Origin of the sequence: Dokdonella immobilis (assembly GCF_900115085.1) — a bacterium.
In the GTDB taxonomy this organism is placed as follows: Bacteria; Pseudomonadota; Gammaproteobacteria; order Xanthomonadales; family Rhodanobacteraceae; genus Dokdonella; species Dokdonella immobilis.
The window spans coordinates 51,777-77,147 of record NZ_FOVF01000008.1; the positions used below are offsets into that span (position 1 = coordinate 51,777).

The following is a 25,371-nucleotide window of genomic DNA, read 5'->3' on the forward strand; positions in this document are numbered from 1 at the left end:
ATGGAGATCGAACGTAAAATAGTTTGTTGTTGACGATTCGTTCTGTTTTGGAGAACAACGGAATGCACACGCCCGCGCTGCGCCAGCTCAACTACCGGCATCTCCACTATTTCTGGGCCGTGGCCAAGGAGGGGAACCTGACCCGTGTCGCGACGAAACTGCATGTCTCGCAGTCGGCCCTGTCGGCGCAGATCCGACAGCTCGAGGAGCAGCTCGGACAACCGCTGTTCGAGCGCGAAGGCCGCCGCCTCGTGCTCAGCGAAACCGGCCAGCTCGTGCTCGGCTTCGCCGAAGGCATCTTCGCCCTCGGCAGCGAGCTCGTCGAAGCGGTCAGTACGGGACAGACCCAGGCCGTGCAGCGCCTGCGCGTCGGCGGGGTGGCGACCCTGTCGCGCAATTTCCAGGAAAATTTCCTGCGTCCGGTGGTCGGCCTGGACGGAGTCCATCTGGTCCACGAATCGGGCTCGCTCGAGGAACTGCTCGAGCGTCTGCGCGTGCACAGGCTCGATCTCGTCCTTTCCAACTCGGCGGTCGCCACCGAGATCGATCGACCGTGGCGCTGCCGTCGGCTGGCGCGCCAGCCGGTGTGCCTGGTCGGGCATCCGCGGCCACGCGGCAAGCCGTTCCGTTTTCCGCGCGATCTTGCCGATGCGCGCTTGCTGCTGCCCGGCATCGGCAGCGACCTGCGCGCCCAGTTCGATGTGCTTTGCGAGGATCTGGACGTGAGCTACACGCTGTTTGCCGAGGTCGATGACATGGCCATGCTGCGCCTGCTCGCGCGCGACTCCGGGGGCATCGCCCTGTTGCCCGAGGTGGTGGTCCAGGACGAACTGCGCAACGGCATCCTGCAGGTCTACTGCACGGTGCCAAAGGTGCACGAAAACTTCTACGCGATCACGACCGCACGCAGGCTGCAGCCGCCCATACTCAAGCAATTGCTCGAAGGCCGGCTGGCAGCCGGTCAAGGCGCAGGATCGGTCCGAAAAAAAGGCGCGGCGCGCTGACGGCGGGCCGCGCCCAAGGGCTGATCCAACGGAGGGAACTGCAGCCGAAGCTGCGGCGAAAGAGTGTGCCGGCGCGGTCTCAGGGATCGAGATCGCGCGACCCGGCGTGCGCACTTGCCGGTATGCTCTGCGGATGAGCAAGCCAGCCGCGCGTTCCCTGGTCATCGTGCTCGGCGACCAGCTCGATCTCGCCGCCAGCGCCTTCGATGGATTCGATGCCGCGCGCGACACGGTCTGGATGGCCGAAGTCGCCGAGGAGTCGACCCATGTCTGGTCGTCCAAGCCCCGCATTGCGCTGTTCCTCGCGGCCATGCGCCACTTCGCCTTGGCCCTGCGCAAGGCCGGGCGAACGCTGATCTACCAGCAGCTTGATGATGCCGACGCAGCGCCCGATCTGGCGACAGCGCTGCGCGCTGCGATCGCGAAGCATGGCCCCGAACGACTCGTGATGACCGCACCGGGCGACTGGCGCGTGCTGCAAGCCCTGCGCGGCGTGGCCCGCGACGCCGGGCTCGAACTCGAGCTGCGCGATGACCGGCATTTCTACACGACCGTGCGCGACTTCGCCGCCCACGCCAAGGGCCGCAAGACGCTGCGGCTCGAATACTTCTACCGCGAGCTGCGCAAGCGCCATGACATCCTCATGGATGGTGGAAAACCGCTCGGTGGCCAATGGAACTACGACGTCGAGAATCGCGGCGCCTTCGATGCCGAAGGACCGCGCGACGTGCCCGAGCCGATCCGTTTCGAACCCGACGCGTTGACCCGTGAAGTCCTCGACCTCGTCGCATCGCGCTTCGCCGATCACCCCGGCTCACTCGATGCGTTCGCCTGGCCGGTGAGTCGCGAACAGGCCCTCGAATCACTGATGCGCTTCGTGCGCGATCGTCTGCCGCAGTTCGGCCGCTACCAGGATGCGATGTGGCCCGGCCAGCCCTGGCTCTACCACTCCCATCTTTCGGCTGCGCTCAATCTCAAGCTGCTCGACCCGCGCGAAGTCGTATCCGCCGCGGTCGAGGCCCATGAAGACGGCAGGGCCCCGCTCGCCGACGTCGAGGGCTTCGTGCGCCAGATCCTCGGCTGGCGCGAATACGTGCGCGGCATCTACTGGACGCGCATGCCGGACTACCTCGAGTCGAATGCGCTCGACGCACACGTCGACCTGCCCGGCTTCTACTGGACCGGCGACACCGACATGCACTGTCTGGCCGATACGATCGCGCAAACGCTCGAACACGGCTACGCCCACCACATCCAGCGCCTGATGGTCACCGGCCTCTATGCGCTGCTGCTTGGGGTCGAACCGAAGCAAGTCCACGCATGGTATCTGGCCGTCTACGTCGACGCGGTCGAGTGGGTCGAACTTCCGAACACCCTCGGCATGAGCCAGTTTGCCGACGGCGGCCTGATGGCGAGCAAACCCTATGCCGCTACCGGCCAGTACATCGACCGCATGAGCGGCTACTGCAAGGATTGCCGTTACGACCCGAAACAGCGCACCGGCGAAACCGCCTGCCCGTTCAGCACCCTGTACTGGGATTTCCTGATCCGCCATGCCGATCGATTGCGCGAGAATCCGCGCATGGCCCTGCAGGTGCGCAATCTGGAACGGCTGGACGACGTCGAGAAGCGAACAATTCGCGATGCCGCGCAATTGATTCGACATGAAAAGGGGACGCCAACGTGACGCCGCTGCGCTGGACCACCTGCGCGACCCACCCGCCTATGCCGCGCTGATGGGCGCGTCCGGCGTGCCGGGCGCTGGCTGGCCGGGTCGATAAACCAAGGAGCCAAGCATGCAGCGCTTCCTGATCTCGTTCGACGACGGAACAATGAAGATTCCCGACACCGATCTCCCCGCCGTCTCCGCCGATCCCTACCCCGAGACCAAGGCCGTCCTTGGCGGTTTCTCGATCCTCGACGGCCCGACCCGAGACGACGCCCTGAAGTGGGCCGCCAAGTTCGCCGCCGCGTGCCGCTGCGCGCAGGAAGTGCGCGAGATCCTGTTCGATCCGGAGTCCGGAATACCAGTATTGGGTTTTCCGAGCCACGCTACGATTCGCCGCGCGCTCGGATCGATTGCTATGGCCGATCGGACCCAGCGCGCCATTGAGATCGCGTGGTCGCCTCCAAAGCGTCACTGCTACATGGACCGCGGCGCATCGGCATGAAATCCAAGACGGCCATCAAATGATGGTCTTCAGCCGCAGTAGCCATTCAATATTCAAGAGGCCTCAGGTCCCGCCTGGATCGCAGGAGCTCGCCATCCACAAATAGCTCTGGTGTACACGCGATTGTTCCAGCAATATCGGTAGACTTTTTTCTGCGGCCTAGTTGGCTTGCCCCAGAGAGCGTAAGCGACGAATGAGAAAGAAGGACCCTGGATTCGAAGTCGGCGCCGCGTGGCTTTTGCAGCAAAAGTACGGGCTCTACGGCGAGAATAGGCCGGAGATCGTGATCGATCCAGCGCAGGTCCCTGAGGAATTACAACCGCTCATCCCTACTGCCGAGCGCTGGGCAATTGGGTGCGACGTCACCCGTCTCGACTACATCCACAAGCAGCCTCTCGACGAGGTGCGCCGCTTCCATGAGTTTGTTCGGCCCTTCCGCGAGGCTATCGACGCATGGCTGGACGCGCTTCCGGGCGATATAGCCGAGTGGCCTGACGCAGCGGGCCACTTCATGTATTTGGCTATAGCTCACGATGAAGCCTATGAGCCTACTCCAGGGGAAATCCGCCTTCGCGATGAGCGTTGGGAGCGCGAGACAAGGCCGAAGCGCATAGAGCAAGCGTCACTCGCGGCAGCAGATGCGTTTCAAAGACGCAAGTACGTTGATGTTGTTGAATTGTTGCAACCCTTTGAGCCATTTCTCGGGCGAAGCGATCACGGCAAATTGGTCTACGCCAGGAAGCATCTGCCAAAGCCATAGCCTGGCGCGGCCTGGGATGAGTCAGGACGTTGCACCCCGCGTACGCGAAGCCATGCGCGCAAATCCCGGGTTCGAGGAAATTGGCGCGCGGATGCTGTTCGCCTGGAATGAAGGGCTGTCCGGCCTTTGCGAGCGGCACACCGATTCGGTGAGCCACATTGGCCTGGGCGATGCACTGGCTAGCCTGCCGGGGCTGCCGCCAGCGCAACCCCAAAGAACCGTTATGGGACGATCTGAGATGCTGGCGAGTGAGTTATGGATCGGATGATTAGATCGACACTCTTCGAACGATTGCACTCGTCATTTTTTGCAGTATTGTGCGACATCAAATTAACGCTAGAAAGGAATTCACATTTCAAGACCTGACCCCGTACCTCGTACCTTGTTGTCTCTACGGCAGCCGCATGCCGGGGCTGACCGTCAGCGGCGACCAGCGAAAGTGGTCGAGCAGGACCAGCGAATCGGAAAATCCATCGCCGCTATCCCAAAGCCCGAATCGCAGCGTGATCGTTTCGCCCGGCACGACGTTGCCACGAATGACCAGCCAGTCGGTGCCGCCTCCGGCCAGCGAATTGGAATCGCACGCACCCGGATGGGCGATATCCATGCCAGTCGATACCAGACCCGCTGTTGATGTACAGGTGTTTATCTGCGCCGCGACACCGCCCGATTCGCAGCCCATGTTGCCATTGATGCATTGCCTGAACAGGCCGCTGTTGGCGTACGCCAGGTAGGCACCGAGCGGCAGCCCGCCCGAGCCGGGCTCGGTGGAAGCGGCAAGATTGCGGTCCGCCGGATTGGCCGGCGACCCTGCGTAGGTGCTGTCGAGCAGGGCGACGAAGACGTCGTTGAGAGGGCTGCACACCCATTCGGGAAAGTCCGCACCGAAATAGTTCACGTCGACGCTGAAGGAGTGCGCATTGCCGGGCACGCGCACATTCAAGGTCAGCATCACGGGATCGTGGGCCAGGTTGACCGGAACGGCGGGACAATTGGGTGGCCGGGGAATGGCGTTTCCGTTCGCAGCCAACCAGTCTCCGGGCAAGGCACTGGAGATGGCATGGTTGAAGCCGGGCTCGAACGCGACAAAGCTCGGCGCAGTGTCGCCCTGACCCGCCGCCGCACCGGTGGATAGCACCACGGTGGAGTCGCCGAAGGTGGGTAGCGTCCCCGTTCCGAAGCGCGGACGCACCGCGTAAGAGGAAGCGGCCGGCGAGCCGGTGCCGTCGACCCGGCTCAGCACGGCGCTGACCACGCCGGACGTCTGCGCACCGGGCGCGTACACCGAGCACAGGTCCATGGCCTTGGCATAATCCTTCAGATCGCCGGGCTGGGTCGGAATTGCCATATCGCAAGGAGGCGGATCAAAGCCCTCGAAATCGTCACCGTAGATCTCGTCGGGATCGGCATGCGCCGATGTGGAAAAGACCAGACTGCAGCAGGCCGTCGCGGCATGCAGGAAGCGGGAAAGACCCTTCGTACGCTTCATCGGAACCTCCAAAGTCCCCGGTTCGCATTCAGCGAAAGCGATTGGTACCACTGCTTGGCGGCTCGAGGCAAGTCAGGGCGTGACTTGGTCGCCCGGCACAGGGCGCGAACCGACCCGCTGCGACGCCAGCCGCCAAGGGCTGGCCGCCCGATCTCGGTGGCAAGGCCGGCGCGGAGCGGTCGGGCGACGATCGCTCAAGGATCGAAGCCGTCGGCGAAGATCCGGTCCGGCAACGGTGTGCAGTGCTGGTACCACGGGCTTTCGCCGGTCGCCCGATCCCAGTCGGCATTGGGAATCGGGGTCAGGTAGTTTCCGCACAATTGCGAATCGCCGTCGAGGAGGATGCCAGGGTTCGGTGGTGACGGCATATCGCCACGCAACTGGTTGTCGTTGAGTTGGATCCGCTTCAAGCGTTGCAGGGCATCGAGCGAGGGCACGAAGCCGGTAAGTTCGATGTAGTCCACATAGAACGATTCGAGACTGCCGAGCGCATCGAGAGACGGCAGTGATCCGCTCAGCCGATTGCCCAGAGCCACAAATCCGCGCAGTGCGGGAAGATCCGCGAACGGGGGGATCGGGCCGCTCAGCTGGTTGAGTTGGGCGCCGAAAATTCCCAGGTTTTGCAGGTCCGACAACGAGGGCAACGGTCCGCTCAGTTGATTGACGCTGACTTCGAAGTAGCGCAGGTTCGCCATCCCCGCGAGCTCGGGAATCCCGCCCGACAACGCATTGCCGAACGCGGAGATTGCTTCGAGCGCGGTCAATCCGGTCAGCGAAGGCAGGCTGCCGGCCAGATGATTCGAGTCAAGAAATAGCCCGGTCACGTGGTCGCCACTGCATTCGACGCCGTACCAGGTGCACTCGCTGCCGGCTGCTCCGCCCCAGCCGGCATGGTCGGTCCAGCCGGCGCCATTTGTATTTGTGTACAGCACCAGCAATACGTTGCGTTCGGCTTCCGGAATCGCCGCCCGGGCCGGACCGGCGCTGCCCATCAGGGCGGCCATGAACAGGCTTGCGCCGGCAAGGGAGAGGCCGTGTTTGCGCGTCTGGGGAACGATCTTCATTTTGCACTCCTTCCGGTCTGTGCACGGCTCTGAAGCCGGGGCGCGATGATCCCGATCGGTGCCCCTTCCCACGCATTGCGCCCGCGTTCCGGGCGCCGGCGCGTGCGCATCCATGGGCTGCTCACTGCGCATCCGAGATGCACTCCAGCAAGCGGATCGCGCAGGCGTATGCGGAGCGGGTGTAGTTTTCGGAGCTGACGCCATGGCGCGGCGAACCGAGGAAGCCGCCACGCTGCCGCTCCGGGGTGGCTGCGACTTCGACGATGCCGGTCGCGCCGTCGGCGAGCACGCCAGCGTGGACCACGGACCTGGCGAAGTTCGAACCGCAGGCATACAGATCTGTGCCCTGCACGCGGCCCCTGCCGGCAGCGAACGCGGTGACGAGGAACGGCCGGCGCGTGCCCGGGTCGACCATGTCGCCGAGCGAGTCGGTGGCGCAGGCCGCGTGGTACTTCGCCACGGCCCTTTCGATGCGCGTGCGCCGGTCCGCTTGGCCGCCGGAGCGGACGCTCCCGCGACCAGTCCGGCGGCTCGGGTTGGGCTCAGGCCGCGTTGCGCAGGCGCGCAGCCGGGAAGTCGACTTCGACGGCGAGGGCGTTGTTGACGTAGTTCGTGAACAGGTTGAGGGCGACGTGGGCGAGGATCTCGACGATCTGTTCGTCACCGTAGCCGGCCTCGCGGATGGCTTTGACGTCGGCGTCGCTGACGCGGCCGCGCGTATCGACGATGCGGGCGGCGATCTGCAGGGCGGCGCGGGTCTTCGGGTCGGTCGATTCGGCGTTCTGTGCCTCGCGCATCTGCTCGGCCGTCGCGCCGGCCTTCTTGCCGAGCATCGTGTGCGCGGCCAGACAGTATTCGCAGCCATTGCGGTCGGCGACGGCGACGGCGATCTGTTCGCCGAGCTTCGCATCGAGGGTGCCGCCGCCGAGGGCGCCGAACGAACCCCAGAGGCTCTTCAGTGCGGCCGGCGAGTTGGCGACGGCGCGGAACATGTTTGGGGTCGCGCCGAAGGCGCCGTGGATCGAATCGAGCAGTTGCTTGCGATCGGGACTGGTGGCGCTGCGGTCGATCAAGGGAACACGGGTCATGATTGTCTCCAATGGATGGTGGGGAAGGAGCCGGGCCGGTTGAACCCCGATGGGTCCGCTGCGGTGATCCGGTGGGCGGCAGTTTCGTGGAAGATGCAGGACTTATGGTTCTATTTAGTCCATTATTCGATCCAATTCGTCCAGAATCGCTGCCGGCCATGGAATCGATCGACCGTCTCTCCTCCCTGCTCGAACGCTTCCGCGTGCGCGCCCATCTGTTCCACAGCGGCTCGCTTTGCGGGCTGACCCGCTTCGATGCGCGGCCCGGGCGCGCCTTCCTGCACCTGCTCAAGCGCGGCGAGATGGCTGTGCTGCATCCGCGCGGCTCGGGTGCACCGGCTCGGGTGCAACTCGACGAGCCGACCCTGCTGTTCTATCCGCGCGCGTTCGAGCACACGTTCGAGAACCCGCCCGAGGACGGCGCGGACCTGGTCTGCGCGACGCTCGATTTCGATGGTGGAGCGAACCATCCGTTGGCGGCCGCGTTGCCGCCGGTGCTGGTGCTGCCATTGCGTCGAATCGACGGAATCGGCAAGACGCTCGAACTGCTGTTCGCCGAGGGCGAGCGGGTGCAGTGCGGCCAGCGCCTGCTGGCCGATCGCCTGTTCGAAGTGCTGGTCCTGCAACTGCTGCGTTGGCTGCTCGACCATGCCGAGGAAGCCGGCCTGCAGGATGGCCTGCTCGCCGGGCTTTCGCATCCGCGCCTGGCCCGTGTGCTGACGGCGATCCATGAGGAGCCGGGCAAGCCATGGACGCTCGCGTCGATGGCCGAGGCGGCCGGCATGTCGCGCAGCGCGTTCGCGGCAAGCTTTCGCGATGTGGTCGGTTCGACCCCGGCCGACTACCTGCAGCGCTGGCGCATCGCGATTGCGCAGTCGCTGCTGCGCGAAGGCGCGTCGATCAAGACGGCGAGTTTCCAGCTCGGTTATGCAAGTCCAGCCTCGTTGTCGCGCGCCTTCACGCAGACCCTCGGCGAGTCACCGCGCCAGTGGTTGCAGGCGCAGCGTACGGCGGCCTGATCTCTCGTTTCCTGGTTGCGCGGACGAGACCGTGCGCGGGCGGCTGCGCCTGCAGTGGAATGTGCATTGCACCATCGACCCGGGACGATCGGCAGTTGTGAATGCGCGCCGCGCTTGTCACAGTGGCCGTCGATGTCCGAATTCCGGACGAGATGGGGAAACGACGCATGAGCCTGTTCCGCGCCCTGATGGCGACCGCCGTGCTGGTGATGCTGCAATCCGCGGCGCAAGCCGATGAATCATTCAGCGTGATCTTCGGCGGCAAGGTGCTCGGCCACCTGACCACGACCACGAATGACGGCGAAACCCGCGTCGACTTCGACTACAAGAACAACGGCCGCGGCCCGACCCTGGCCGAGACGATCCGCCTCGACGGCAAGGGCCTGCCGACCGCCTGGACGATCCAGGGCGCGACCACCTTCGGCAGCAAGGTCGACGAACACTTCGAGCAGGTCGGCGACAAGGCGCAATGGACCGATTCGGTCGGCAGCGGCAGCCTCGATTCGCCCGAGCACCGGCTCTACATCGGCCAGGGTGCGAGCCCGTGGGCACTCGGCCTCTATGCGCGCGCCCTGCTCGGCGATATCGACCGCACCCTGCCGACGCTGCCCGGCGGCAGCGTGCATCTCGACGAAGGCGAGCCGATCAGCGTCAGCGACGGCAAGACGACCGAGCGCGTGCGCAGCGTGGCGCTGAGCGGCCTCGAGCTCAATCCGTCCTACCTGTTGCTGGACGAAAAGCAGGCGCTGTTCGCCTACATCACGCCGAGCTTCGTGATCGTGCGCAAGGGTTTCGAGGGCGAGGAAGTGCGCCTGCGCGGCATCGCCGCACAGCTCTCGACGACGCGCTTCGAGACGATCCAGAAAGAGACCGCGCATCGCTTCGAGGCGCCGCTGCGAATCCGCAACGTGCGCGTGTTCGATCCGCACACGCTGGCGCTGTCAGCGTCGGTCTCGGTGCTGGTCTCCGGTCAGCGCATCGCTGCGGTCGAACCGCTCGACAGTCCGGCGACGCCCGGCGAAGTGCTGATCGACGGCGAAGGCGGCAGCCTGGTCGCCGGCCTCAACGACATGCACGGCCATGTCTCGCAGGAAGGCGCCCTGCTCAACGTCGCGGCCGGGGTCACTTCGATGCGTGATATGGGCAACGACAATGCCGTGCTGGCAAAGCTGATCGAGCGTATCGAAGCCGGCACGATCGCCGGCCCGCGCATCACGCGCAGCGGCTTCATCGAAGGCAAGAGTCCGTTCAGCGCCAACAACGGCATCCTCGTCGACAGCCAGCAGGCCGCGATCGACGCGGTGCGCTGGTACGGCGCGCGCGGCTTCTGGCAGGTCAAGCTCTACAACAGCATGAATCCGGCCTGGGCCAAGGCGACCGCGGCCGAGGCACACCGGCTCGGCATGCGTGTCGACGGCCACGTGCCGGCCTTCTCGAATGCCGACGCGATGATCGATGCCGGCTTCGACGAGCTGACTCACATCAACCAGATCATGCTCGGCTGGGTGCTGGCGCCCGACGAGGACACGCGCACCCTGCTGCGCCTGACCGCGCTGCGTCGCCTGCCGGGACTCGACCTGCAATCGACGAAGGTGCAGCACACGATCGACCACATCGTCGCGCGCAAGGTCGCGGTCGAGCCGACCATCGGTATCCACGAAGCGCTGCTGCTGTCGCGCGACGGCGAGGTGCCGGCCGGCAAGGTCGACACGATCGAGCACCTGCCGATCGGTGTGCAGCGTGATGCGAAGAGGGCCTGGTCCGACATGTCCGCACCCGGCGATGCCGAGGCCTATGCCGGCGCATGGCAACAGATCCTGGCCACCCTGCGCATGATGCGCGAGCGCGGCATCCTGCTGATTCCCGGCACCGACACCGGCGGCTCGTTCAGCTACCACCGCGAACTCGAACTGTTCGAGAAGATCGGCTACAGCGCGCCCGAGGTGCTCAAGCGGGCGACCTGGGACATGGCCGAATACCTCGGCCGCGAACAGTCGCTCGGCTCGATCGAGAAGGGCAAGCTGGCCGACTTCTTCCTCGTTGCCGGCGACCCGACGAAGGACCTCAAGGCCATCAAGCGCATCCGCATGGTGGTCAAGGACGGCGTCGTCTACTTCCCCTCGGAAGTCTATCCGCACTTCGGCATCAAGCCATTCGCCGAGCCGCCAAAGCTGACCGCGCCGAAGTCCTGACGCCGACGGCGCGCGGATCACTGGCCGAGGTCGGCCCGAGCTCGCCACCGCGCGCGGGGACCGCTCGCGTGCGGCTCAACGAGGCCCGCCGTCCGACCCGTTGCCCGGGTCGGCGAGCGGACCCGGACGGCTCATTGCTGCGCGTCGCCGAGGGCCGACTGGGCAAAGCCCAGATTGGCCTCGATCCGCGCGCGCTCGGTCCCGGGCAGCAGCGGATTCGCCAACAGTTCGCGTGAGAGTTCGGCGCTGCGTGCGTACTCGCCACACCAGTAGCTCGATACGGCCAGCTCGTCGCGCGCACGCCAGGCGTAGACGCTGTGATCGACGAACAGGACATCCTCGGTCGGCGGCAGGGCGACCGCGATGGCGGCGAAATCGCGACCCAGCGCGTAGTGCTTGTGCAAGCGGCAATAACGGGCCAGTTCGCACGGCGCTTCGGCACGGCCGGGGCGATAGTCGTAGGCATGCAGGTAGGCGGTCAGCACCTCCGCTTCCGGGCGCCCGCTGCGTTCGCCGAGCAGGGCGATCTGCAGCATCGACTGATAGACCTCCTCGCTCCAGCCGCCCATGGCCACGCGCTGGCGGTAGGCCGTGATTGCGTCCTCGATGCGACCTGCATCGCGCAGGCTCTGGGCCAGGTAGAACGCGTAGCGGGCATTGTCCGGCTCGTCGGCCAGGGCGCGTCGCAGCACTTCGGCATCGGCGGCGAATTTCTCGGCCTGCGGGCGCTGGCTGCGCGCGCCATCCGAATGCACATGGATGCGCAGACCGGGCAGATAGCGCGCCTCGGCGGCGCGGCTCGAGACCAGGGCCTCGTGCAGGACGCCGCGCCAGCACCAGTCGAGATCGAGGCGCGGCAGCGCGACGCGCCGGTAGCGCGTGGTGCCGTAGACGAGTTCGAGCAGGTAACCCGGCGCGTCGAGCGCCGGCCAGCTGAAGTCCGCATCGCCGACCAGCACTTCGTCGGCATCGATGATCAGCGCGTAGTCGCCGTGCGCTCGCGCCAGTTGCAGGGCCTCGTTGCGGTTGTGGGCGAAATCGACCCAGGGCCGCTCGATCAGCTCGCCGGGCAGATCGGCCATGGTGCGCCGAACGAGGTCCTGGGTGCCGTCGTTCGATCCGGTATCGGCGATTGCCCAGCTGTGGATGTACGGTCGAACCGAGCGCAGGCAGCGCTCGATCACGGGCGCCTCGTTGCGGACGATCATGGACAGGCAAATTCGCATCGGATCAGTGTGCCGCAAGCGGGTCGCGACTGGCCAGTCGCAGGGCCACGGTCAGCCTTCGTGCGGCACGGACGATCCGCACGGGCCGGTTTTCCGCATCACGCACGAAGGTCGGATCGGCCAGCGGACAGGCAAGCGGCCCCCGCGCGTTGCATCCTTCGAACGAACAGTGCGCCTGAGCCGTTCGCTTGCGCCCAACCTGCGCTGGCAGCATGGGTGGCCGGCGAACCGGCCACTTTGTCTGCTCCGCGACGCCCCGAACGCGGCCTACTGCAGTTCCTGCTTGGACGGCGCCGCAGGTTGCGGCGCGGTGTCGAAGCGCACCTTCTGGCCGTCCCACCAGATCGGCTTGGCCGAGTGCGCGGTGTCGGCTTCGTTGAACATGACCGCCTTCAGTTGCGCATCAAAGCCGCCATTGGCGAGTTCGGCTGGCAAGGACTTGACCTTGCTCGCGTCGGTACGGCTGCCGACCGCGATCCAGCTGAAGCGCACATTGGCCGTGCCCGAGGCCACCGCGACCGTAAAGCCGTTCTTGTCGATGCTCGCGATGTACAACTGCGCGGGCGAACCGACCGGGGTCACGGTGACGTCCGGCACGCCACCGAGCATGCCGGCGTAGGTGCTGCTGAACGGCACGAACACCGAAGCGCCGGCGATCTGCGCCGAGCCGTTGTCGTAGACCTTCAGATCGGGCGAGGTGACTGCGAAAGCCGGCGCGCGCGGCGCGGCGGCGTTGGTGCTGTTGGCGACCAGATCGGCCGAGTAGCCGCTGGTATAGACGTTGCCGAGGTTATAGGAAGCGAACATCTCGCCGCTGCTGACCGCGCCCATGACCTCGCCGTGCGACCACGAGCCGATCATGCCGCCGTAGAAGCCGCCGCCGATGCCTTGCTGGTCGGGTGCCTGCGGACTTCCACCGCCGCTGGCATAGGCGGAACTGCCGTAGACGCCGTAATTCGCCAGGCCGCTGCTTCGGTAACCCAGCGATCCCCAGTAGGCACCGTTGACCTCGGCGCCGAGCACGCCGCCCGTTCGCGTATAGTCGTTGTAGTTGTGACCGGCCACGCCGAAGGTGTAGACGTCCCCCCAGAAGTTGTAACCCGCAACGGCGCTGTTGACTTCGCTCTGCCTGTAGCTGAACCCATCATTTTGCGAATCGCGCGTGCGGTAGCCGAAGATGGTGGATTGCCCATCACCGTTTGCAGTCAGTTGCTGGCGGTAGACGTACTGCTGGTAAATCGCGGTAGGCGCGCCATTGATTGCTACGCTGGTGCCATTGTCCTGGATCAGGGAATTGCCCATGGTCGTGGCGGCCGTGAACTTGCCGACATAGTTCGGGGTGCCGGCCACGGTGCCGGTTCCGGCCGGACCCGTGGCACCGGTCGCGCCGGTCGCGCCGGTCGCACCCGTGGCGCCGGTCGGACCCGGCGCGCCGTCCGTGCCGGGGGGGCCGGGGGGACCGATGAGTCCATCCAGTCCGGTTGCGCCGGTCGGGCCGGTCGGACCGATGTCACCGGTTGCGCCGGTTGCGCCGGTTGCGCCCGTTGCACCATCTGCACCGGTCGGACCTGCCGCGCCGGTCGCGCCCGTTGCCCCGGTCGCACCCGTGGGACCGGCGGTGCCGTCCGCGCCGGTCGGGCCGGCGACGCCCGTGGCGCCGGTGCTGCCGGTCGCGCCGGTCGGACCCGCCGGGCCGGTGGCGCCCGTTGCACCGGTCGCACCCGTCGGAATCGTGTTGCAGGTTCCGAGCCGGCCGCTGACCGTATCGAAGCAGAGGAACTGGTCGACGCCGGCACTGCCGGGCAGGGCCGGCACGACGACGCTACCGTCGTCGTTGACGCGCAGCCGGACCACCGAGCCGGCCTGGCTGTTGACGACGAAACCATCGCCGGGGGCGAGTTGCGCCTCGATGTCGGCGGCGCTGGCGGCGCCGCTGACCAGGGCAAGCTGGAGCGCGAGTGTGAGCGGATGACGGAGCATTTGGATCGGGCGCATTAGTGTTCCCCTCGGTTCAGCGTACGCAATTGGGTCAGGGCGAAACCGGCAACCAGCAGCAACAAGGCCAGCAGGCCGCCCGGCGAAAGCGTCGGGAGCGGCAAGGCCAGTTCCTCGCCGAGGAAGCGCGGTGTGTTGCCGCGATCGATACTGTCGTAGAACTCGGGCGCCTGCGGAGCCAGGAACTGGCCGAAGGGCGCGCCACCGACATCGATGGCATCGACGCGACTGACGAGCTGGCTACCGCCGCCCGGCAGGTCGAGGAAGCCGACCGCACCCGGACTGCTGCTGCGCATGACCAGGCGTTCGGCGCCGCCGGCCAGTTGCAGCGAGCTCGCAATGAACTGGGTGCCGCCGGCCGGCAGCTCGAGGGCATGGGCCGCCGAGGTCTGCACGACGAAGTTGTTGAACTGATGATTGCCGATGATTCGGCTTTCGCTGCTGCCGCAGCCGTCGCCGATGCGCACCGTGCCCGTCTGCGGATTCAGGCCGCCCGCCGCGGCCAGATCGCCACTGAGCGAAATCAGGCCCGAGCCGCCGTCGAGCTGGCCGCTGACGGTGAGATCGCGCACGCCCTGCAAACTGCCCGAGCCGATCGCGAAATTGCCGGGGATCTGCACGTCGCGACAGCCCGCATCGATCACCGAGCTGCCCATGACCAGACGGGCGCCGCTGCCGACGACGATCTGCTGGGCAAAGAGTGCGGACGACAGCGCGCATCCAGCCAACGCCGCGCAAACGAGTGCGCGTCGAAACCTCGAGTTCATTGCCTTGCCCCCTGTGGCTCAGCAGCATCTTTGCGATGCGAGTGGGGCGAGATTGTCACTTCGATTCGTGCTTGTAAATAGGGCCCGGTGCGCTTGCCTCGACGCATGCCCGCAGCCTGGCGCCCTCGCGCTTCGGCGTTTCCCGCGAAATCCGATCGGGCCGCGGCATCGTCGATGCGCACCGCGAATCAGCCGCACACCGAGGACTCAGATTCGTTCCTGTGGCGGCAGGTAGCGCCACTGCCCGGGCGGCATCTTGCCGAGCGGTATGCGGCCGATGCGGATACGCCGGATGGCCAGCACCTCAAGGCCAACCTGTCGGCACATGGCGCGCAATTGCCCGCCCTGGACAGCCTTGATCGCGAAGCGCAGGCGCGTTTCGCTCTGCCAGCTGACCTTGCACGGTGCCAGTTCGCGGCCTTCGTAGCTGAGCCCGTGATTGAGCCGGCGCAGCCCCCACGGCGCGATCTCGCCGGCGACCTCGACCACGTATTCGTGTTCGATCTCGTCACCATCCTCGCTGAGCCTCCGCCAGACGCGGCCATCCTGGGTCAGCACGACCAGGCCGCTGGCTTCACGATCGAGTGGCACGAGCGGAGTCAGGTTGACCAGGTGACGGCGCAACGGACGCACGCCGCTGCCGTCTTCGCTCCAGTGCTTTGCCGGGGTGGCCAGGACCAGCGCGGGTTGGACGCCGCTGATCGCGTCGTAGCCGGGCGGCTTGTGCAACAGCAGGGTCGCCGGTTGCGGGGCTTCGAGCCGCGCCGCGGGATCGATGGCGACGTGCTGGTCGGTGACCTTGTGCTGCGGCCGGTCGACGATCACGCCATCGACCGTGACCCAGCCGTCCTCGATGTAGCGCTCGGCATCCGCGCGCGAGCACTGCACGATTTCGGCGACGCGTTTGGCCAGGCGGATCGGATCGGTCATCGTTGTTGCCGGGAAGCGGGACGGCCAGTGTACGGCGCGCCGTCGAATCGAGGGCGCTCGATTCGGCTCGTGCCTACTCGCGAGCACGCAGGCGCAGGCCGCGCGGCATCAGGATCCGTTCGAGCCCCTCGAACAGGCCCTGCACGACCAGTGCCAGCAAGGCCGCGGGTACGGCGCCTTCGAGGATCAGCGCGAGATCGTCGAGGCGGATGCCGGCGAGGATCGGCTGGCCGTAGCCGCCGGCGCCGATCAACGCCCCGAGCGTGGCCGTGCCGACATTGATCACGGCGGCGGTCTTGATGCCGGCCAGGATCGAGCGCGAGGCCAGCGGCAGTTCGATGCGCCACAGGCGGGTCGAATGCGGCAGTCCTATCGCAGCGGCGGTTTCGCGCAACTCCGCCGGGATTCCAAGGATGCCGGCGTGCGTGTTGCGCACGATCGGCAGCAGGCTGTAGAGGAACAATGCGGCAATCGCCGGTCGCGCGCCGATGCCGAGCAAGGGGATCATGAACACGAACACGGCCAGCGACGGCAGGGTCTGCAGCAGACCGGCCACGGCGAGCACGACCTGGCCGAGTCGCGGCCGGCGCGCGGCAAGGATGCCGAGCGGCAGCGCCACGAGCAGGGCCAGGCCGAGCGAGACCACGACCAGGGCGAGATGCTCGCGCGTTCGCTGCGCGATGCGCTGCCAGCGATCGGGCGAATGCTCGGCGGCGATGCCGATCCAGCTCGCGGCGACATCGGCTTCCTGTTCCTTGTCGATCTTCACGCGGCCATTGAGCGCCTGCATGGTCGCTGCATCGAGGCGCCCAGCCATGCCTTCGAGGGCGGCGACCCAGGTCGGCGCGCGCCGCACGAGATCGTCGCGGTAGAGATAGATCGCCTCGTAGACCGGAAAGTACCGACGGTCGTCCACGAGCACGCGCAAGCCGTAGTAGGGGATCTCGGCGTCGGTGCTGTAGAGATCGGTGGCATCGAGCGCATCGCTGGCGAGGCCGCGATAGGCGAGGTCGTGGTCGAGACCGTTGGCCGTCTGCGGCAAGGCATACGCCTGGCGCAGGCCGGGCCAACCGTCGGCACGTTGCATGAATTCGTTGCTGAGGCCGAGGCGCAACCGCGGATGGTTGCGCAGGTCGCCGATCGTGCGGATACCGAGCGTGCTGGCCTTTTCTTCGCGCATGCCGATCGCGTAGGTGTCGTTGAAACCGAGCGAGGCGGTCATGCGCAAACCGCGCATCGCGAGCGCCTTGCGCACAGCGTCCTCGTCGGCATCGGGTATCTGCAGCAGTTCCTGCAGCAAGGTTCCGCTGTATTCCGGATAGACGTCGATTTCGCCATCGAGCAGGGCGCGCCAGAGGATGCGCGTGCCGCCGAGCTGGCGCCGATGCGAGACCTCGACCCCGGCCTGACGAGCGAGCCCTTGCGCAATCTCGCCGAGGATCACCGATTCGGTGAAGTTCTTCGACCCGACGGTCGGCGTCTGCGCGTCGAGTGCCGGCGCGAGCAGGAAAAGCCCGAGCCCCAGCAGCGCCGTTGCAGCCTGTCGACCGCTCACGCGGATACCTTGAGGCTGCGTTGCGCCGTCATGAAAGGGCGCACGAACGGTTCCGCCGGCGCGTCGAGCAGATCGCGCGCGCTTCCCTGCTGGATGATCGCGCCATCGCGCATTAGGACGAGGCGGTCGGCCAGGAAGGCCGCCTCGGCGACATCGTGGGTGACCAGCACGACGGTCTTGCCGAGCGTGGCAAACAGTTCGCGCATTTGCGCCTGCAGGTCATGGCGCACGATCGGATCGAGCGCACCGAGCGGTTCATCGAGCAGCAGCGCCGGCGGATCGAGCATCAACGCGCGGATCAGGCCGACGCGCTGACGCTGGCCGCCGGAGAGCTCGGCCGGATAGCGTGCCAATGCGTCGACCGGCAACTGGCAGCGTTCGGCCAACTCGCGGCTGCGCTCCGTGATGCGTGCCGGCGACCAGCCCAGCGTGCGCGCGAGCAGGCCGACATTGGCCGCGCAATTCAAGTGCGGAAACAGGCCACCTTCCTGGATCACATAGCCGATACGTCGCCGCGTCGAAAGCAGGTCGGCGCGTCGCAGCGGCGCGCCGTCGAATCGGACTTCACCGGCATCGGGCCAGTCGAGCCCGAGCAGCAGGCGCAGAATCGTCGACTTGCCGGCACCGCTCGGTCCGATCAGTGCGGTCGTGCTGGCTGGCGCCAGGGCCAGGTCGATAGGACCCAGGGCGAAGCCGGGCCCGTAACGCTTGCTGACGGCGGTCATCGAGAACATCGCGGCACCATAGCGCAACCACGCGATACGTGGCGGCATCACGTGCCCGGTCGGCGCCGGGTACGCAAGGCGCCGGACAATCTTGCATCTCTGCAAAAGGGCTCCATGTTCAGGCATTCGTGGCCGCCCCTCGCCCTGGAGCTCGCGATGATTCCGTTGTCGATCCTCGATCTTGCCCCGGTCACCGAAGGCAGCGATGCCAGCCAGACCTTCGCCAACACCCTCGACCTGGCCCGCCACGCCGAACGTCTCGGCTACAAGCGCTACTGGCTGGCCGAACACCACAACATGCCCGGCATCGCCAGCGCGGCGACCGCGGTGCTGATCGGCCATGTCGCTGGCGGCACGGCGGCCATCCGGGTCGGCGCCGGCGGCATCATGCTGCCGAACCACGCGCCGCTGCAGGTCGCCGAACAGTTTGGCACGCTCGCTTCGCTGTACCCCGGCCGCATCGATCTCGGTCTCGGTCGCGCCCCGGGCACCGACCAGGCCACCGCGCGTGCATTGCGCCGCTACTACGAGAACGCCAAGGAGTTTCCGAACGACGTGGTCGAACTGCTGCACTATTTCGAGCCGGCAACACCGGATCAGCCGGTGCGCGCCGTACCCGGCGCCGGCGTTGCCGTGGAGACCTGGATCCTCGGCTCGAGCCTGTTCGGCGCGCGTCTGGCCGCCCTGCTCGGCCTGCCCTATGCCTTCGCCTCGCACTTCGCGCCGGCCGCGCTGAGCGAGGCGGTCGCGCTCTATCGGCGCGAGTTCCGGCCCTCGGCGCGACTCGACCAGGCCCACGTCATGCTGGCCCTCAACGTGGTCGCCGCCGACAGCGACGAAGAGGCGCGCCGCCTGTTCACGACCCAGCAACAAGCCTTCGTCAACCTGCGCCGCGGCCGACCCGGCCTCGTGCCGCCACCGCTCGAGCACGCCACCGACATCGAAAACTGGTGCAGTCCGGAGGAGAAGGCCGGCGTCGACCAGGCCCTGGCCTGCGCGGTGGTCGGCTCGACCACGACCGTGCGCGATGGCCTGCGCCAGTTCATCGAAACCCATCGCCCCGACGAACTGCTGCTGACCGCCAATGTATTCGACCATGACGCGCGCATGGCCTCGTTCCGGCGCGCCATGCAGGCGCATCGCGCCAACGCCTGAATTCGGCCGCCAACGACGTCCGCTGAAGCGGCAGGGGCGCGACGAGGCTGCCACCGCCGCGCCCGGTCAAGCGCCTGGCGCGCGCTCCCGGCGGACCCGAGTTCGCGTCGCCTGTTCGCCCGCAGCCGGTTCGACCGTGCCTCGCCATTTCCACAGCAAGAGGATGACGCCGAGGTCGACGAGCACCGCGAACACGCTCGACTCGGGACCGAACTCACCGCCGCTCAGCCATTGCGGCCGATCCGAGAAAACCGGCTGGAACCAGCCCACGTAATCGAAGCCGCTGACGCCGAAGCCGAGCACGTGGCCCTGCATCCAGTTCCAGCCGAGGTGCAGTCCGACCGGCAGGGCGAGGCTGCGCGTGCGCAGCCAGGCCAGCCCGAGCATGATCGCGCCAAGGGCCAGATCGAGACTGGCGACGACTTCGGTGGCGCCCTGCATGCCCGGATTGCCCCAATGCCCGGCGGCGAACAGCAAGGCGAGACTGAGCTGGGCGATCCAGATCCCGGCTCCATCGACGAGACGCTGGAACAGGAAGCCGCGGAACAGGGTTTCCTCGAACAGGGCCACGCAGAGAAACAGGTACAAACCGTAGCCGAGCGTGCCGAAGTTGCGCGCAGGCTCGAGGACGAGACGCACGCCGCCTGCCATCCAGATCAGGCCGACGATGACCAGCATCGAAGCGATGCCGAGTCCGCTGCCGATCATCAGCTGGACCAGCCACTGGCGATTGAGGCGGAAACCGACGCTCGCCAGCGGCTCGCCACGCAGGCGTACGCAGATCCAGGTCACCAGCAGAACGAACATCAACCGCAGCGGCTCGAGCCAGGTGGCCGGAACACCGGCATGGCGGAGCGCCTGTGACAGCGGCGTGTAGAGGGCGCGACTGAGCAGGAACAGCGTAACGAACAGCACAATCCACCAGCCGTTGCGCAAACGACGGTTCGAATCGAGAAAGAGGGTCTTCAAAGTCGGCGCCCGGCAACGGAAAGGCAAGAATGGCGCAAATCCGTCGGCGAACCTGCACGGCGCCATCTTCGCAGAATGTACCCGATCGACGATGTGCCATCGGTCTGTTCAACGTCTGGTGCCGAAAGCGCATCGCCTCGTCGGTCGCCAGCCGTGTCCGGAATGGCCGGACGCCCCAGAATCAGTCCGGGGCAAGGTCACCGTCGAGGTAGAACCAGCGATCTGCTTCGCGCACGAATCGGCTGCGTTCATGCAGGCGCTCGGCGCGCCCGCCGCCGACGCGGAAGCGCGCGACGAACTCGACCTCGGCACGATCGGTCGCCATGGGCCGGTGAGCGCTGACCGAAAGCCCGAGCCAGCGTGGCTGCCCTGGCACCAGCCCGAGCGCCGCGGGTCGCGTCGAGGGATGCCAGGTTTCGAGCAGGTAAGGCTCGAGCCCGAGCGCGTAGGCGCTGTAGCGCGAGCGCATCAGGCTCTCGGCATCGGCGGCCGCCGCACCCCCGTGCAGCGGCCCGCAGCAACGTGCATAGGCGCGGCCCGAGTCGCAGGGACAGGGGCTATTTGGCGGATTTCTCGCGGACATGTGTCCATTCTCGCAGCACCTGGGTCCGGCCGCACGCGGGAATCGTCCTGGAGGCGCGCCGGTGTTTGCATTTGGACGTCTAGACGTCGACACGTTAGAGTGCAGGATCAGTCAGCCTTGCCGGGATCCCGATGTCGCGTCTTCTCGTCTTCCAGCACGTCGCGGCCGAGCCGCTAGGCACGCTGGATCCGCTGATCCGCCGGCGCGGCCATCGCATCAAGTTCGTCAATTTCGAGCGCCAGCCCGAGGCCCGGCCGAACATGGACCGCTATCGCGGCCTCATCGTGCTCGGCGGGCCGATGAACGTCGAGGAACAGGCAGCGCGGCCGCACCTGCGCACCGAACTGGCGGTGATCGAGCAGGCCCTGGCCCAGGGCAAGCCCGTGCTCGGCATCTGCCTCGGCGCGCAACTGCTGGCGCATGCTCTTGGCGCGCTGATTTCGCGCAGCGCGCAGACCGAAATCGGCTGGTACGAGCTCGAAACCCATGCCGAAGGTGCCGCCGACCCAGTCATGGCCAGCTTCGGCACGCGTCTACCGGTGTTCCAGTGGCACAGCCGCACTTTCGCCATTCCGCACGGCGCCGTGCACCTGGCCCGCACGGCCAGCTGCGCGCACCAGGCGTTCCGGTACGGCAGCAACGCCTACGGCTTCCAGTTCCACCCCGAGGTCAACCAGGCCCTGATCGAGCGCTGGCTCGGCATTCCGGCCTATCGCACCGAGTTGGCCGAGGCCGGCCTCGGCCACGACGCCGACGCGATCCGGACACGCACGCCGGATGCACTGGCCTTGATGCAGACGCGCGCGCTGGCCGCCTTCAACCGCTTCCTCGACCAGGTCGGACGCCCGCGCCGGCTTCAGGTTGGACCCGCCGCAGCCCTTGCCGGGGCTTGAATCCTGCCGAATATCGCGGCCGTTCAGGTTGCAGGCGGCACGGCAGCCGCAGTTCGTGTAAAATCCGCGCGCCCATTCAGGCCGGACCTGGATGTTCGTGCGGGTCCAGACCCGCCACGGGACAGGGCAGCAAGTGCAGTTTCCACGACAACCACCGGACAGCAGCGCGATCAAACGCGCCGATGCTGGTCGGACGGGTGTCGTCTTTTTCGTGGTCGAAAGCTGGCGCGTTTCTTGATCGCCTGTCGGTTCGGCCCAGCATTTTCATCTTAGGCATCAGAGAAGAACCATGGCCAGGCAGAAAGAGCTCAAGCTCTACCGCAACATCGGAATCATCGCCCACATCGACGCGGGCAAGACGACGACCACGGAGCGCGTGCTCTATTACACCGGTCGCAAGCACCAGATCGTCGACGTGCACGACACCAAGGACGGCAAGGGCTCGACCACGACCGACTACATGGAACAGGAGCGCAAGCGCGGCATCACGATCCAGAGCGCGGCGGTCTCGACCGAGTGGAAGGGCTTCCAGATCAACGTCATCGATACCCCGGGACACGTCGATTTCACGATCGAGGTGAACCGTTCGCTGCGCGTGCTCGATGGTGCGGTCGTCGTTTTCGACGGCGTCGCCGGCGTCGAGCCGCAGACCGAGACCAACTGGCGCCTGGCCGACCAGTACAACGTGCCGCGCATGTGCTACGTCAACAAGATGGACCGCATTGGCGCCAACTTCGGCCATTGCGTGAAGGGCATCCGCGAGCGCCTCGGCGCCAACGCCCTGCTTTGCCAGATCCCGCTCGGCAGCAACGACGAATTCGTCGGCATGGCCGACCTGGTTGCCGGCGTCGGCTACATCTGGGCTTCGCACGACAAGGACAGCACCTGGGAAACGGTGCCGCTCGAGGACCTGCGCGCGCGCCTGAACTTCGCCTCGACTGCCGACAACGACTGGATCGACCAGCTGCCGAAGCTGCGCCAGGACATGCTCGAAACCGCCCTGGCCATGGACGATGACGCCTTCGAGCGCCTGCTCGAAAGCGGCGAATTCGATCCGGCCATGCTCAAGCAGTGCATCCGCAAGGGCACGGTCAGCGGCAAGCTGGTGCCGGTCTTCTGCGGCTCCTCCTACCGCAACAAGGGCGTCCAGCAGCTGCTCGACGGCGTCATCGACTACCTGCCGTATCCGGGCGAGAACGGCGGCATCTCAATGGTCGACGCCGACGGCAAGGTCATCGGCGAGCAGGAAGTGCGCGACGACGCGCCGGCCCGCGCGCTGGCCTTCAAGGTCATCAACGACCAGTTCGGCACGCTCACGTTCTGCCGTATCTACTCGGGCGTGATCAAGAAGGGCGACACCCTGCTCAACGTGACCCGCGGCAAGAAGGAACGCGTCGGCCGCATCGTCGAGGTGCAGGCCAACGCGACCAAGGACATCGACGAAGTGCGCGCCGGCGACATCTGCGCGTTCGTCTCGATGAAGGACACCGAGACGGGCGATTCGCTGTCCGATCCGGCGCATCCGGTCCTGCTCGAGCGCATGCGCTTCCCGGATCCGGTGATCAGCGTCTCGGTCGAACCGAAGAACCGCAACGACATCGACAAGATGTCGACCGCGCTCTACAAGATGGCCAAGGCCGATCCGTCGCTGCGCCTCGAGGTGGACAAGGAAACCGGCGAGACCGTGCTCAAGGGCATGGGCGAGCTGCACCTGGAGATCACCGTCGACCGCATGCGTACCGAACTCGGCGTCGAGGCCGTCATGGGTAAGCCCAAGGTCAGCTTCCGCGAAGCCTTCGGCGGTCCGATCGAACTCGTCTACACGCACAAGAAGCAGTCCGGCGGTTCGGGCCAGTTCGCCGAGGTGAAGATGATCTTCGAGCCGGCCGAGCCGGGCACCGGCATCGAGTTCTCCGACGAGATCGTCGGTGGCCGCATTCCGCGCGAGTACATCCCGGCGGTCGAGCACGCGATCCGCACCGAGAGCCGCAAGGGCCAGGTCGCCGGCTACGAAGTGGTCGACTTCAAGGCGCGCCTGATCGACGGCAAGTTCCACGACGTCGACTCCTCGGCACTGGCCTTCGAGATCGCCGGCAAGGGTGCCTTCCGCGAAGCGCATCGCGGCAGCCGTCCGAAGCTGCTCGAGCCGATCATGGGCGTCGAGGTGGTGACCGAGGCCGAGTTCCTCGGCGACATCATCGGCGACGTCAACCGCCGCCGTGGCACGGTCAGCGAGCAGGGCCAGAAGGGCCCGCAGTCGTTCGTGCAGGGCCAGGTGCCGCTGTCGGAGATGTTCGGCTACATCAACTTCCTGCGTTCCGCCACGCGCGGCCGCGGCACGTTCACGATGGAGTTCGACAACTACGCCGAAGTGCCGGCCAACCTGGTCGAGAAGCTGATGGAGAAGGAAGCCAAGTAATCGGCTGACTTATCCGCGCGGCCCTTCGAGCCGCCGAGAGAACGCCTGCGTGCCGTATCCCGGCCGCAGGCGTTTTCGTTTCCGGCCCTGCGATCCGGGCAACAGACGGCGGCGCGCAGGTGCGGAATAATGCCGCCTCCTCCGCAGTCGGCCGATCGATGACGACACCCGACGAGACACCGCCAGCGGCCGCCGGTCGCAACGCCGCCATCGACCTGTTGCGCGGCTTGTCGATCCTGCTGGTCGTGGTGCATCACGTTGCACTGCGCATTCCCCTGCGCGATGGCGCCCTGCAGACCTTCCTGCCGCGCTCCGTGCTTGGTGCCCTGAGCTACAACGGCTATGAGGCCGTGTTCCTGTTCTTCGTCGTCTCCGGGTTCCTGATCGCCGGCAACGCCCTCGAACGTTGGGGCAGCCTCGCCGCGATCGACCTGCGCGTTTTCTATGCCCGGCGCGCGGCGCGCATCCTGCCGTGCCTGGTCTTGCTGATGCTCGTGTTGAGCGCCCTGCACGTGGCAGGCGTGCCGTATTTCACGATCGAGCGCGACGGCCAGTCGCTCGGCCGCGCCGTGCTGGCCGTGCTCGGCCTGCACCTGAACTGGTACGAGGGCGTGACCGGTTACCTGCCCGGCAACTGGGATGTGCTGTGGTCGCTGTCGATCGAGGAAGTGTTCTACCTGGGCTTTCCGCTGCTCTGTCTGGCGACAAGAAGGGAAACCACGCTGTTGGCATTACTGGCGTTGCTGATGCTTTCATTGCCGATAGCGCGAGCGGCACTTGTTGGGAACGAGATCTGGCAGGAAAAAGCCTACCTGCCGGGCATGGCCGCGATCGCGAGCGGCGTGGTCAGCGCGATCCTGGTGCGCCGCTGGCGCGGGGTTCCGCGGATGCTGCGGTCCATCCTTTGCGTCCTCGGCTGCGTCGGCATCGCGGCCAACCTGCTGTTCGGCTCGATGCTGTGGCCCGTGCTCGGCAACGGCCTGATGCTGGTGCTGACGCTGGGCGCGGCCGTGCTGCTGTTCGCCCTGCACGGCGAGCACGCCGCGGCGCCGCGCGGCACCGGCTGGCTCGCATCGATGGGCCGACTCAGCTACGAGATCTACCTGACCCACATGTTCGTCGTGTTCGCGGCCGTGGCGCTGTACCGGCACTTCGAAGGGAATCCGTGGTTCGGCTTCCTCTGGTACGCACCGGTGGTATTGCTCTGCTGGTTGCTCGGTGCGGCGCTGGCCCATGCCTGGTCGATTCCCTGCGATCGCGCGTTGCGCCGGCGCTGGCTTGCCGATATGCAGCACGCGCCCATGCCATCCGCGCCGGCAGCACCGGTTATCTCGCGCTAACCCTGACGGCGTTAGCATCCGCCCAAC

The 25,371-nt window shown here is 66.5% G+C and carries 22 protein-coding genes; 10 read left to right on the forward strand and 12 right to left on the reverse strand.

Features of this window, described 5'->3' with window-relative positions; all coding sequences use genetic code 11:
- The first annotated feature begins 62 nt into the window (after window positions 1-62).
- The 4 genes from BM125_RS08005 (at window position 63) to BM125_RS08020 (ending at window position 3,935) form a co-directional block, all read left to right on the forward strand.
- Window positions 63-1,004 carry a LysR family transcriptional regulator gene (locus tag BM125_RS08005; RefSeq protein ID WP_217647827.1) on the forward strand — a complete coding sequence of 314 codons (942 nt, stop codon included), beginning with the start codon at window positions 63-65 and terminating at the stop codon, window positions 1,002-1,004.
- A gap of 133 nt (window positions 1,005-1,137) precedes the next feature.
- Window positions 1,138-2,691 (forward strand): cryptochrome/photolyase family protein, encoded by a 1,554-nt coding sequence (locus tag BM125_RS08010; protein WP_092406735.1) that lies wholly within the window; start codon window positions 1,138-1,140, stop codon window positions 2,689-2,691.
- A 109-nt stretch (window positions 2,692-2,800) separates the two neighbouring features.
- Window positions 2,801-3,175: a YciI family protein gene (locus tag BM125_RS19755; RefSeq protein WP_139224904.1), complete on the forward strand. Its 375-nt coding sequence runs from the start codon at window positions 2,801-2,803 to the stop codon at window positions 3,173-3,175.
- Window positions 3,176-3,368: 193 nt separating this feature from the next.
- Window positions 3,369-3,935, forward strand: coding sequence for a hypothetical protein (locus BM125_RS08020; RefSeq protein ID WP_139224905.1), 567 nt, complete (start codon window positions 3,369-3,371; stop codon window positions 3,933-3,935).
- A 391-nt stretch (window positions 3,936-4,326) separates the two neighbouring features.
- Here the strand turns inward: BM125_RS08020 and BM125_RS08030 are convergent, their stop codons facing one another.
- The 4 genes from BM125_RS08030 to BM125_RS08045 form a co-directional block, all read right to left on the reverse strand.
- The gene (locus BM125_RS08030; protein WP_092406741.1) at window positions 4,327-5,424 is read right to left on the reverse strand and encodes a hypothetical protein; all 1,098 of its coding nucleotides are present in this window, start codon (window positions 5,422-5,424) and stop codon (window positions 4,327-4,329) included.
- Between the two features lie 194 nt (window positions 5,425-5,618).
- Complete coding sequence (locus BM125_RS08035; protein ID WP_092406743.1) at window positions 5,619-6,488, reverse strand: hypothetical protein; 870 nt, start codon at window positions 6,486-6,488, stop codon at window positions 5,619-5,621.
- Window positions 6,489-6,609: 121 nt separating this feature from the next.
- Window positions 6,610-6,948 (reverse strand): LCCL domain-containing protein, encoded by a 339-nt coding sequence (locus BM125_RS08040; protein WP_092406745.1) that lies wholly within the window; start codon window positions 6,946-6,948, stop codon window positions 6,610-6,612.
- An 82-nt stretch (window positions 6,949-7,030) separates the two neighbouring features.
- Window positions 7,031-7,576: a carboxymuconolactone decarboxylase family protein gene (locus tag BM125_RS08045; RefSeq protein ID WP_092406747.1), complete on the reverse strand. Its 546-nt coding sequence runs from the start codon at window positions 7,574-7,576 to the stop codon at window positions 7,031-7,033.
- A gap of 158 nt (window positions 7,577-7,734) precedes the next feature.
- Here BM125_RS08045 and BM125_RS08050 point away from each other — a divergent pair, with 158 nt between their 5' ends.
- Complete coding sequence (locus tag BM125_RS08050; protein WP_092406749.1) at window positions 7,735-8,595, forward strand: AraC family transcriptional regulator; 861 nt, start codon at window positions 7,735-7,737, stop codon at window positions 8,593-8,595.
- A gap of 167 nt (window positions 8,596-8,762) precedes the next feature.
- Complete coding sequence (locus BM125_RS08055) at window positions 8,763-10,787, forward strand: amidohydrolase family protein (RefSeq protein ID WP_092406751.1); 2,025 nt, start codon at window positions 8,763-8,765, stop codon at window positions 10,785-10,787.
- A gap of 131 nt (window positions 10,788-10,918) precedes the next feature.
- Here BM125_RS08055 and BM125_RS08060 read toward each other — a convergent pair whose 3' ends face one another.
- From BM125_RS08060 to BM125_RS08090, 6 genes are all read right to left on the reverse strand, one after another.
- Window positions 10,919-11,995 (reverse strand): glycosyltransferase, encoded by a 1,077-nt coding sequence (locus BM125_RS08060; protein ID WP_217647828.1) that lies wholly within the window; start codon window positions 11,993-11,995, stop codon window positions 10,919-10,921.
- A gap of 285 nt (window positions 11,996-12,280) precedes the next feature.
- Window positions 12,281-14,008, reverse strand: coding sequence for a hypothetical protein (locus BM125_RS20185; protein ID WP_175497968.1), 1,728 nt, complete (start codon window positions 14,006-14,008; stop codon window positions 12,281-12,283).
- Window positions 14,008-14,775, reverse strand: a complete 768-nt coding sequence (locus tag BM125_RS08075) for a hypothetical protein (RefSeq protein WP_139224906.1) — start codon at window positions 14,773-14,775, stop codon at window positions 14,008-14,010. The genes BM125_RS20185 and BM125_RS08075 overlap by 1 nt, the downstream gene beginning before the upstream one ends.
- Before the next feature lie 207 nt (window positions 14,776-14,982).
- A complete protein-coding gene (locus BM125_RS08080; RefSeq protein WP_092406759.1) occupies window positions 14,983-15,705 on the reverse strand; it encodes an rRNA pseudouridine synthase in 723 nt (240 codons plus the stop codon).
- A 73-nt stretch (window positions 15,706-15,778) separates the two neighbouring features.
- Window positions 15,779-17,233, reverse strand: a complete 1,455-nt coding sequence (locus BM125_RS08085; protein ID WP_092406888.1) for a glycine betaine ABC transporter substrate-binding protein — start codon at window positions 17,231-17,233, stop codon at window positions 15,779-15,781.
- Window positions 17,234-17,256: 23 nt separating this feature from the next.
- Window positions 17,257-17,994, reverse strand: coding sequence for an ATP-binding cassette domain-containing protein (locus tag BM125_RS08090; protein ID WP_092406890.1), 738 nt, complete (start codon window positions 17,992-17,994; stop codon window positions 17,257-17,259).
- A 147-nt stretch (window positions 17,995-18,141) separates the two neighbouring features.
- On the opposite strand from BM125_RS08090, the gene BM125_RS08095 reads away from it, so the two are divergent.
- Window positions 18,142-19,140 carry an LLM class flavin-dependent oxidoreductase gene (locus tag BM125_RS08095; RefSeq protein WP_092406892.1) on the forward strand — a complete coding sequence of 333 codons (999 nt, stop codon included), beginning with the start codon at window positions 18,142-18,144 and terminating at the stop codon, window positions 19,138-19,140.
- A gap of 66 nt (window positions 19,141-19,206) precedes the next feature.
- Here BM125_RS08095 and BM125_RS08100 read toward each other — a convergent pair whose 3' ends face one another.
- Both BM125_RS08100 and BM125_RS08105 read right to left on the reverse strand, forming a co-directional pair.
- Complete coding sequence (locus tag BM125_RS08100) at window positions 19,207-20,109, reverse strand: CPBP family intramembrane glutamic endopeptidase (RefSeq protein WP_175497969.1); 903 nt, start codon at window positions 20,107-20,109, stop codon at window positions 19,207-19,209.
- Between the two features lie 181 nt (window positions 20,110-20,290).
- Window positions 20,291-20,692, reverse strand: a complete 402-nt coding sequence (locus BM125_RS08105; protein ID WP_092406763.1) for a YchJ family protein — start codon at window positions 20,690-20,692, stop codon at window positions 20,291-20,293.
- A gap of 131 nt (window positions 20,693-20,823) precedes the next feature.
- On the opposite strand from BM125_RS08105, the gene BM125_RS08110 reads away from it, so the two are divergent.
- The 3 genes from BM125_RS08110 (at window position 20,824) to BM125_RS08120 (ending at window position 25,344) form a co-directional block, all read left to right on the forward strand.
- A complete protein-coding gene (locus BM125_RS08110; protein ID WP_092406765.1) occupies window positions 20,824-21,585 on the forward strand; it encodes a type 1 glutamine amidotransferase in 762 nt (253 codons plus the stop codon).
- A gap of 289 nt (window positions 21,586-21,874) precedes the next feature.
- The gene (fusA, locus tag BM125_RS08115; protein WP_092406767.1) at window positions 21,875-24,004 is read left to right on the forward strand and encodes an elongation factor G; all 2,130 of its coding nucleotides are present in this window, start codon (window positions 21,875-21,877) and stop codon (window positions 24,002-24,004) included.
- A gap of 158 nt (window positions 24,005-24,162) precedes the next feature.
- Entirely contained in the window at window positions 24,163-25,344 is a 1,182-nt protein-coding gene (locus BM125_RS08120) for an acyltransferase family protein (RefSeq protein WP_092406769.1), read from the forward strand.
- The last annotated feature ends 27 nt before the right edge of the window (window positions 25,345-25,371 follow it).

Coding starts and splice junctions, on each gene's coding strand:
- BM125_RS08010 (WP_092406735.1), top strand. CDS start 1,138: ATGAGCAAGCCAGCCGCGCGTTCCCTGGTCATCGTGCTCGGCGACCAG.
- BM125_RS08045 (WP_092406747.1), bottom strand. CDS start 7,576: ATGACCCGTGTTCCCTTGATCGACCGCAGCGCCACCAGTCCCGATCGC.
- BM125_RS08035 (WP_092406743.1), bottom strand. CDS start 6,488: ATGAAGATCGTTCCCCAGACGCGCAAACACGGCCTCTCCCTTGCCGGC.
- BM125_RS08005 (WP_217647827.1), top strand. CDS start 63: ATGCACACGCCCGCGCTGCGCCAGCTCAACTACCGGCATCTCCACTAT.
- BM125_RS19755 (WP_139224904.1), top strand. CDS start 2,801: ATGCAGCGCTTCCTGATCTCGTTCGACGACGGAACAATGAAGATTCCC.
- BM125_RS08020 (WP_139224905.1), top strand. CDS start 3,369: ATGAGAAAGAAGGACCCTGGATTCGAAGTCGGCGCCGCGTGGCTTTTG.
- BM125_RS08120 (WP_092406769.1), top strand. CDS start 24,163: ATGACGACACCCGACGAGACACCGCCAGCGGCCGCCGGTCGCAACGCC.
- BM125_RS08090 (WP_092406890.1), bottom strand. CDS start 17,994: ATGTTCTCGATGACCGCCGTCAGCAAGCGTTACGGGCCCGGCTTCGCC.
- BM125_RS08050 (WP_092406749.1), top strand. CDS start 7,735: ATGGAATCGATCGACCGTCTCTCCTCCCTGCTCGAACGCTTCCGCGTG.
- BM125_RS08075 (WP_139224906.1), bottom strand. CDS start 14,775: ATGAACTCGAGGTTTCGACGCGCACTCGTTTGCGCGGCGTTGGCTGGA.
- BM125_RS08105 (WP_092406763.1), bottom strand. CDS start 20,692: ATGTCCGCGAGAAATCCGCCAAATAGCCCCTGTCCCTGCGACTCGGGC.
- BM125_RS08055 (WP_092406751.1), top strand. CDS start 8,763: ATGAGCCTGTTCCGCGCCCTGATGGCGACCGCCGTGCTGGTGATGCTG.
- BM125_RS08095 (WP_092406892.1), top strand. CDS start 18,142: ATGATTCCGTTGTCGATCCTCGATCTTGCCCCGGTCACCGAAGGCAGC.
- BM125_RS08110 (WP_092406765.1), top strand. CDS start 20,824: ATGTCGCGTCTTCTCGTCTTCCAGCACGTCGCGGCCGAGCCGCTAGGC.
- fusA (WP_092406767.1), top strand. CDS start 21,875: ATGGCCAGGCAGAAAGAGCTCAAGCTCTACCGCAACATCGGAATCATC.
- BM125_RS08060 (WP_217647828.1), bottom strand. CDS start 11,995: ATGATCGTCCGCAACGAGGCGCCCGTGATCGAGCGCTGCCTGCGCTCG.
- BM125_RS20185 (WP_175497968.1), bottom strand. CDS start 14,008: ATGCGCCCGATCCAAATGCTCCGTCATCCGCTCACACTCGCGCTCCAG.
- BM125_RS08080 (WP_092406759.1), bottom strand. CDS start 15,705: ATGACCGATCCGATCCGCCTGGCCAAACGCGTCGCCGAAATCGTGCAG.
- BM125_RS08030 (WP_092406741.1), bottom strand. CDS start 5,424: ATGAAGCGTACGAAGGGTCTTTCCCGCTTCCTGCATGCCGCGACGGCC.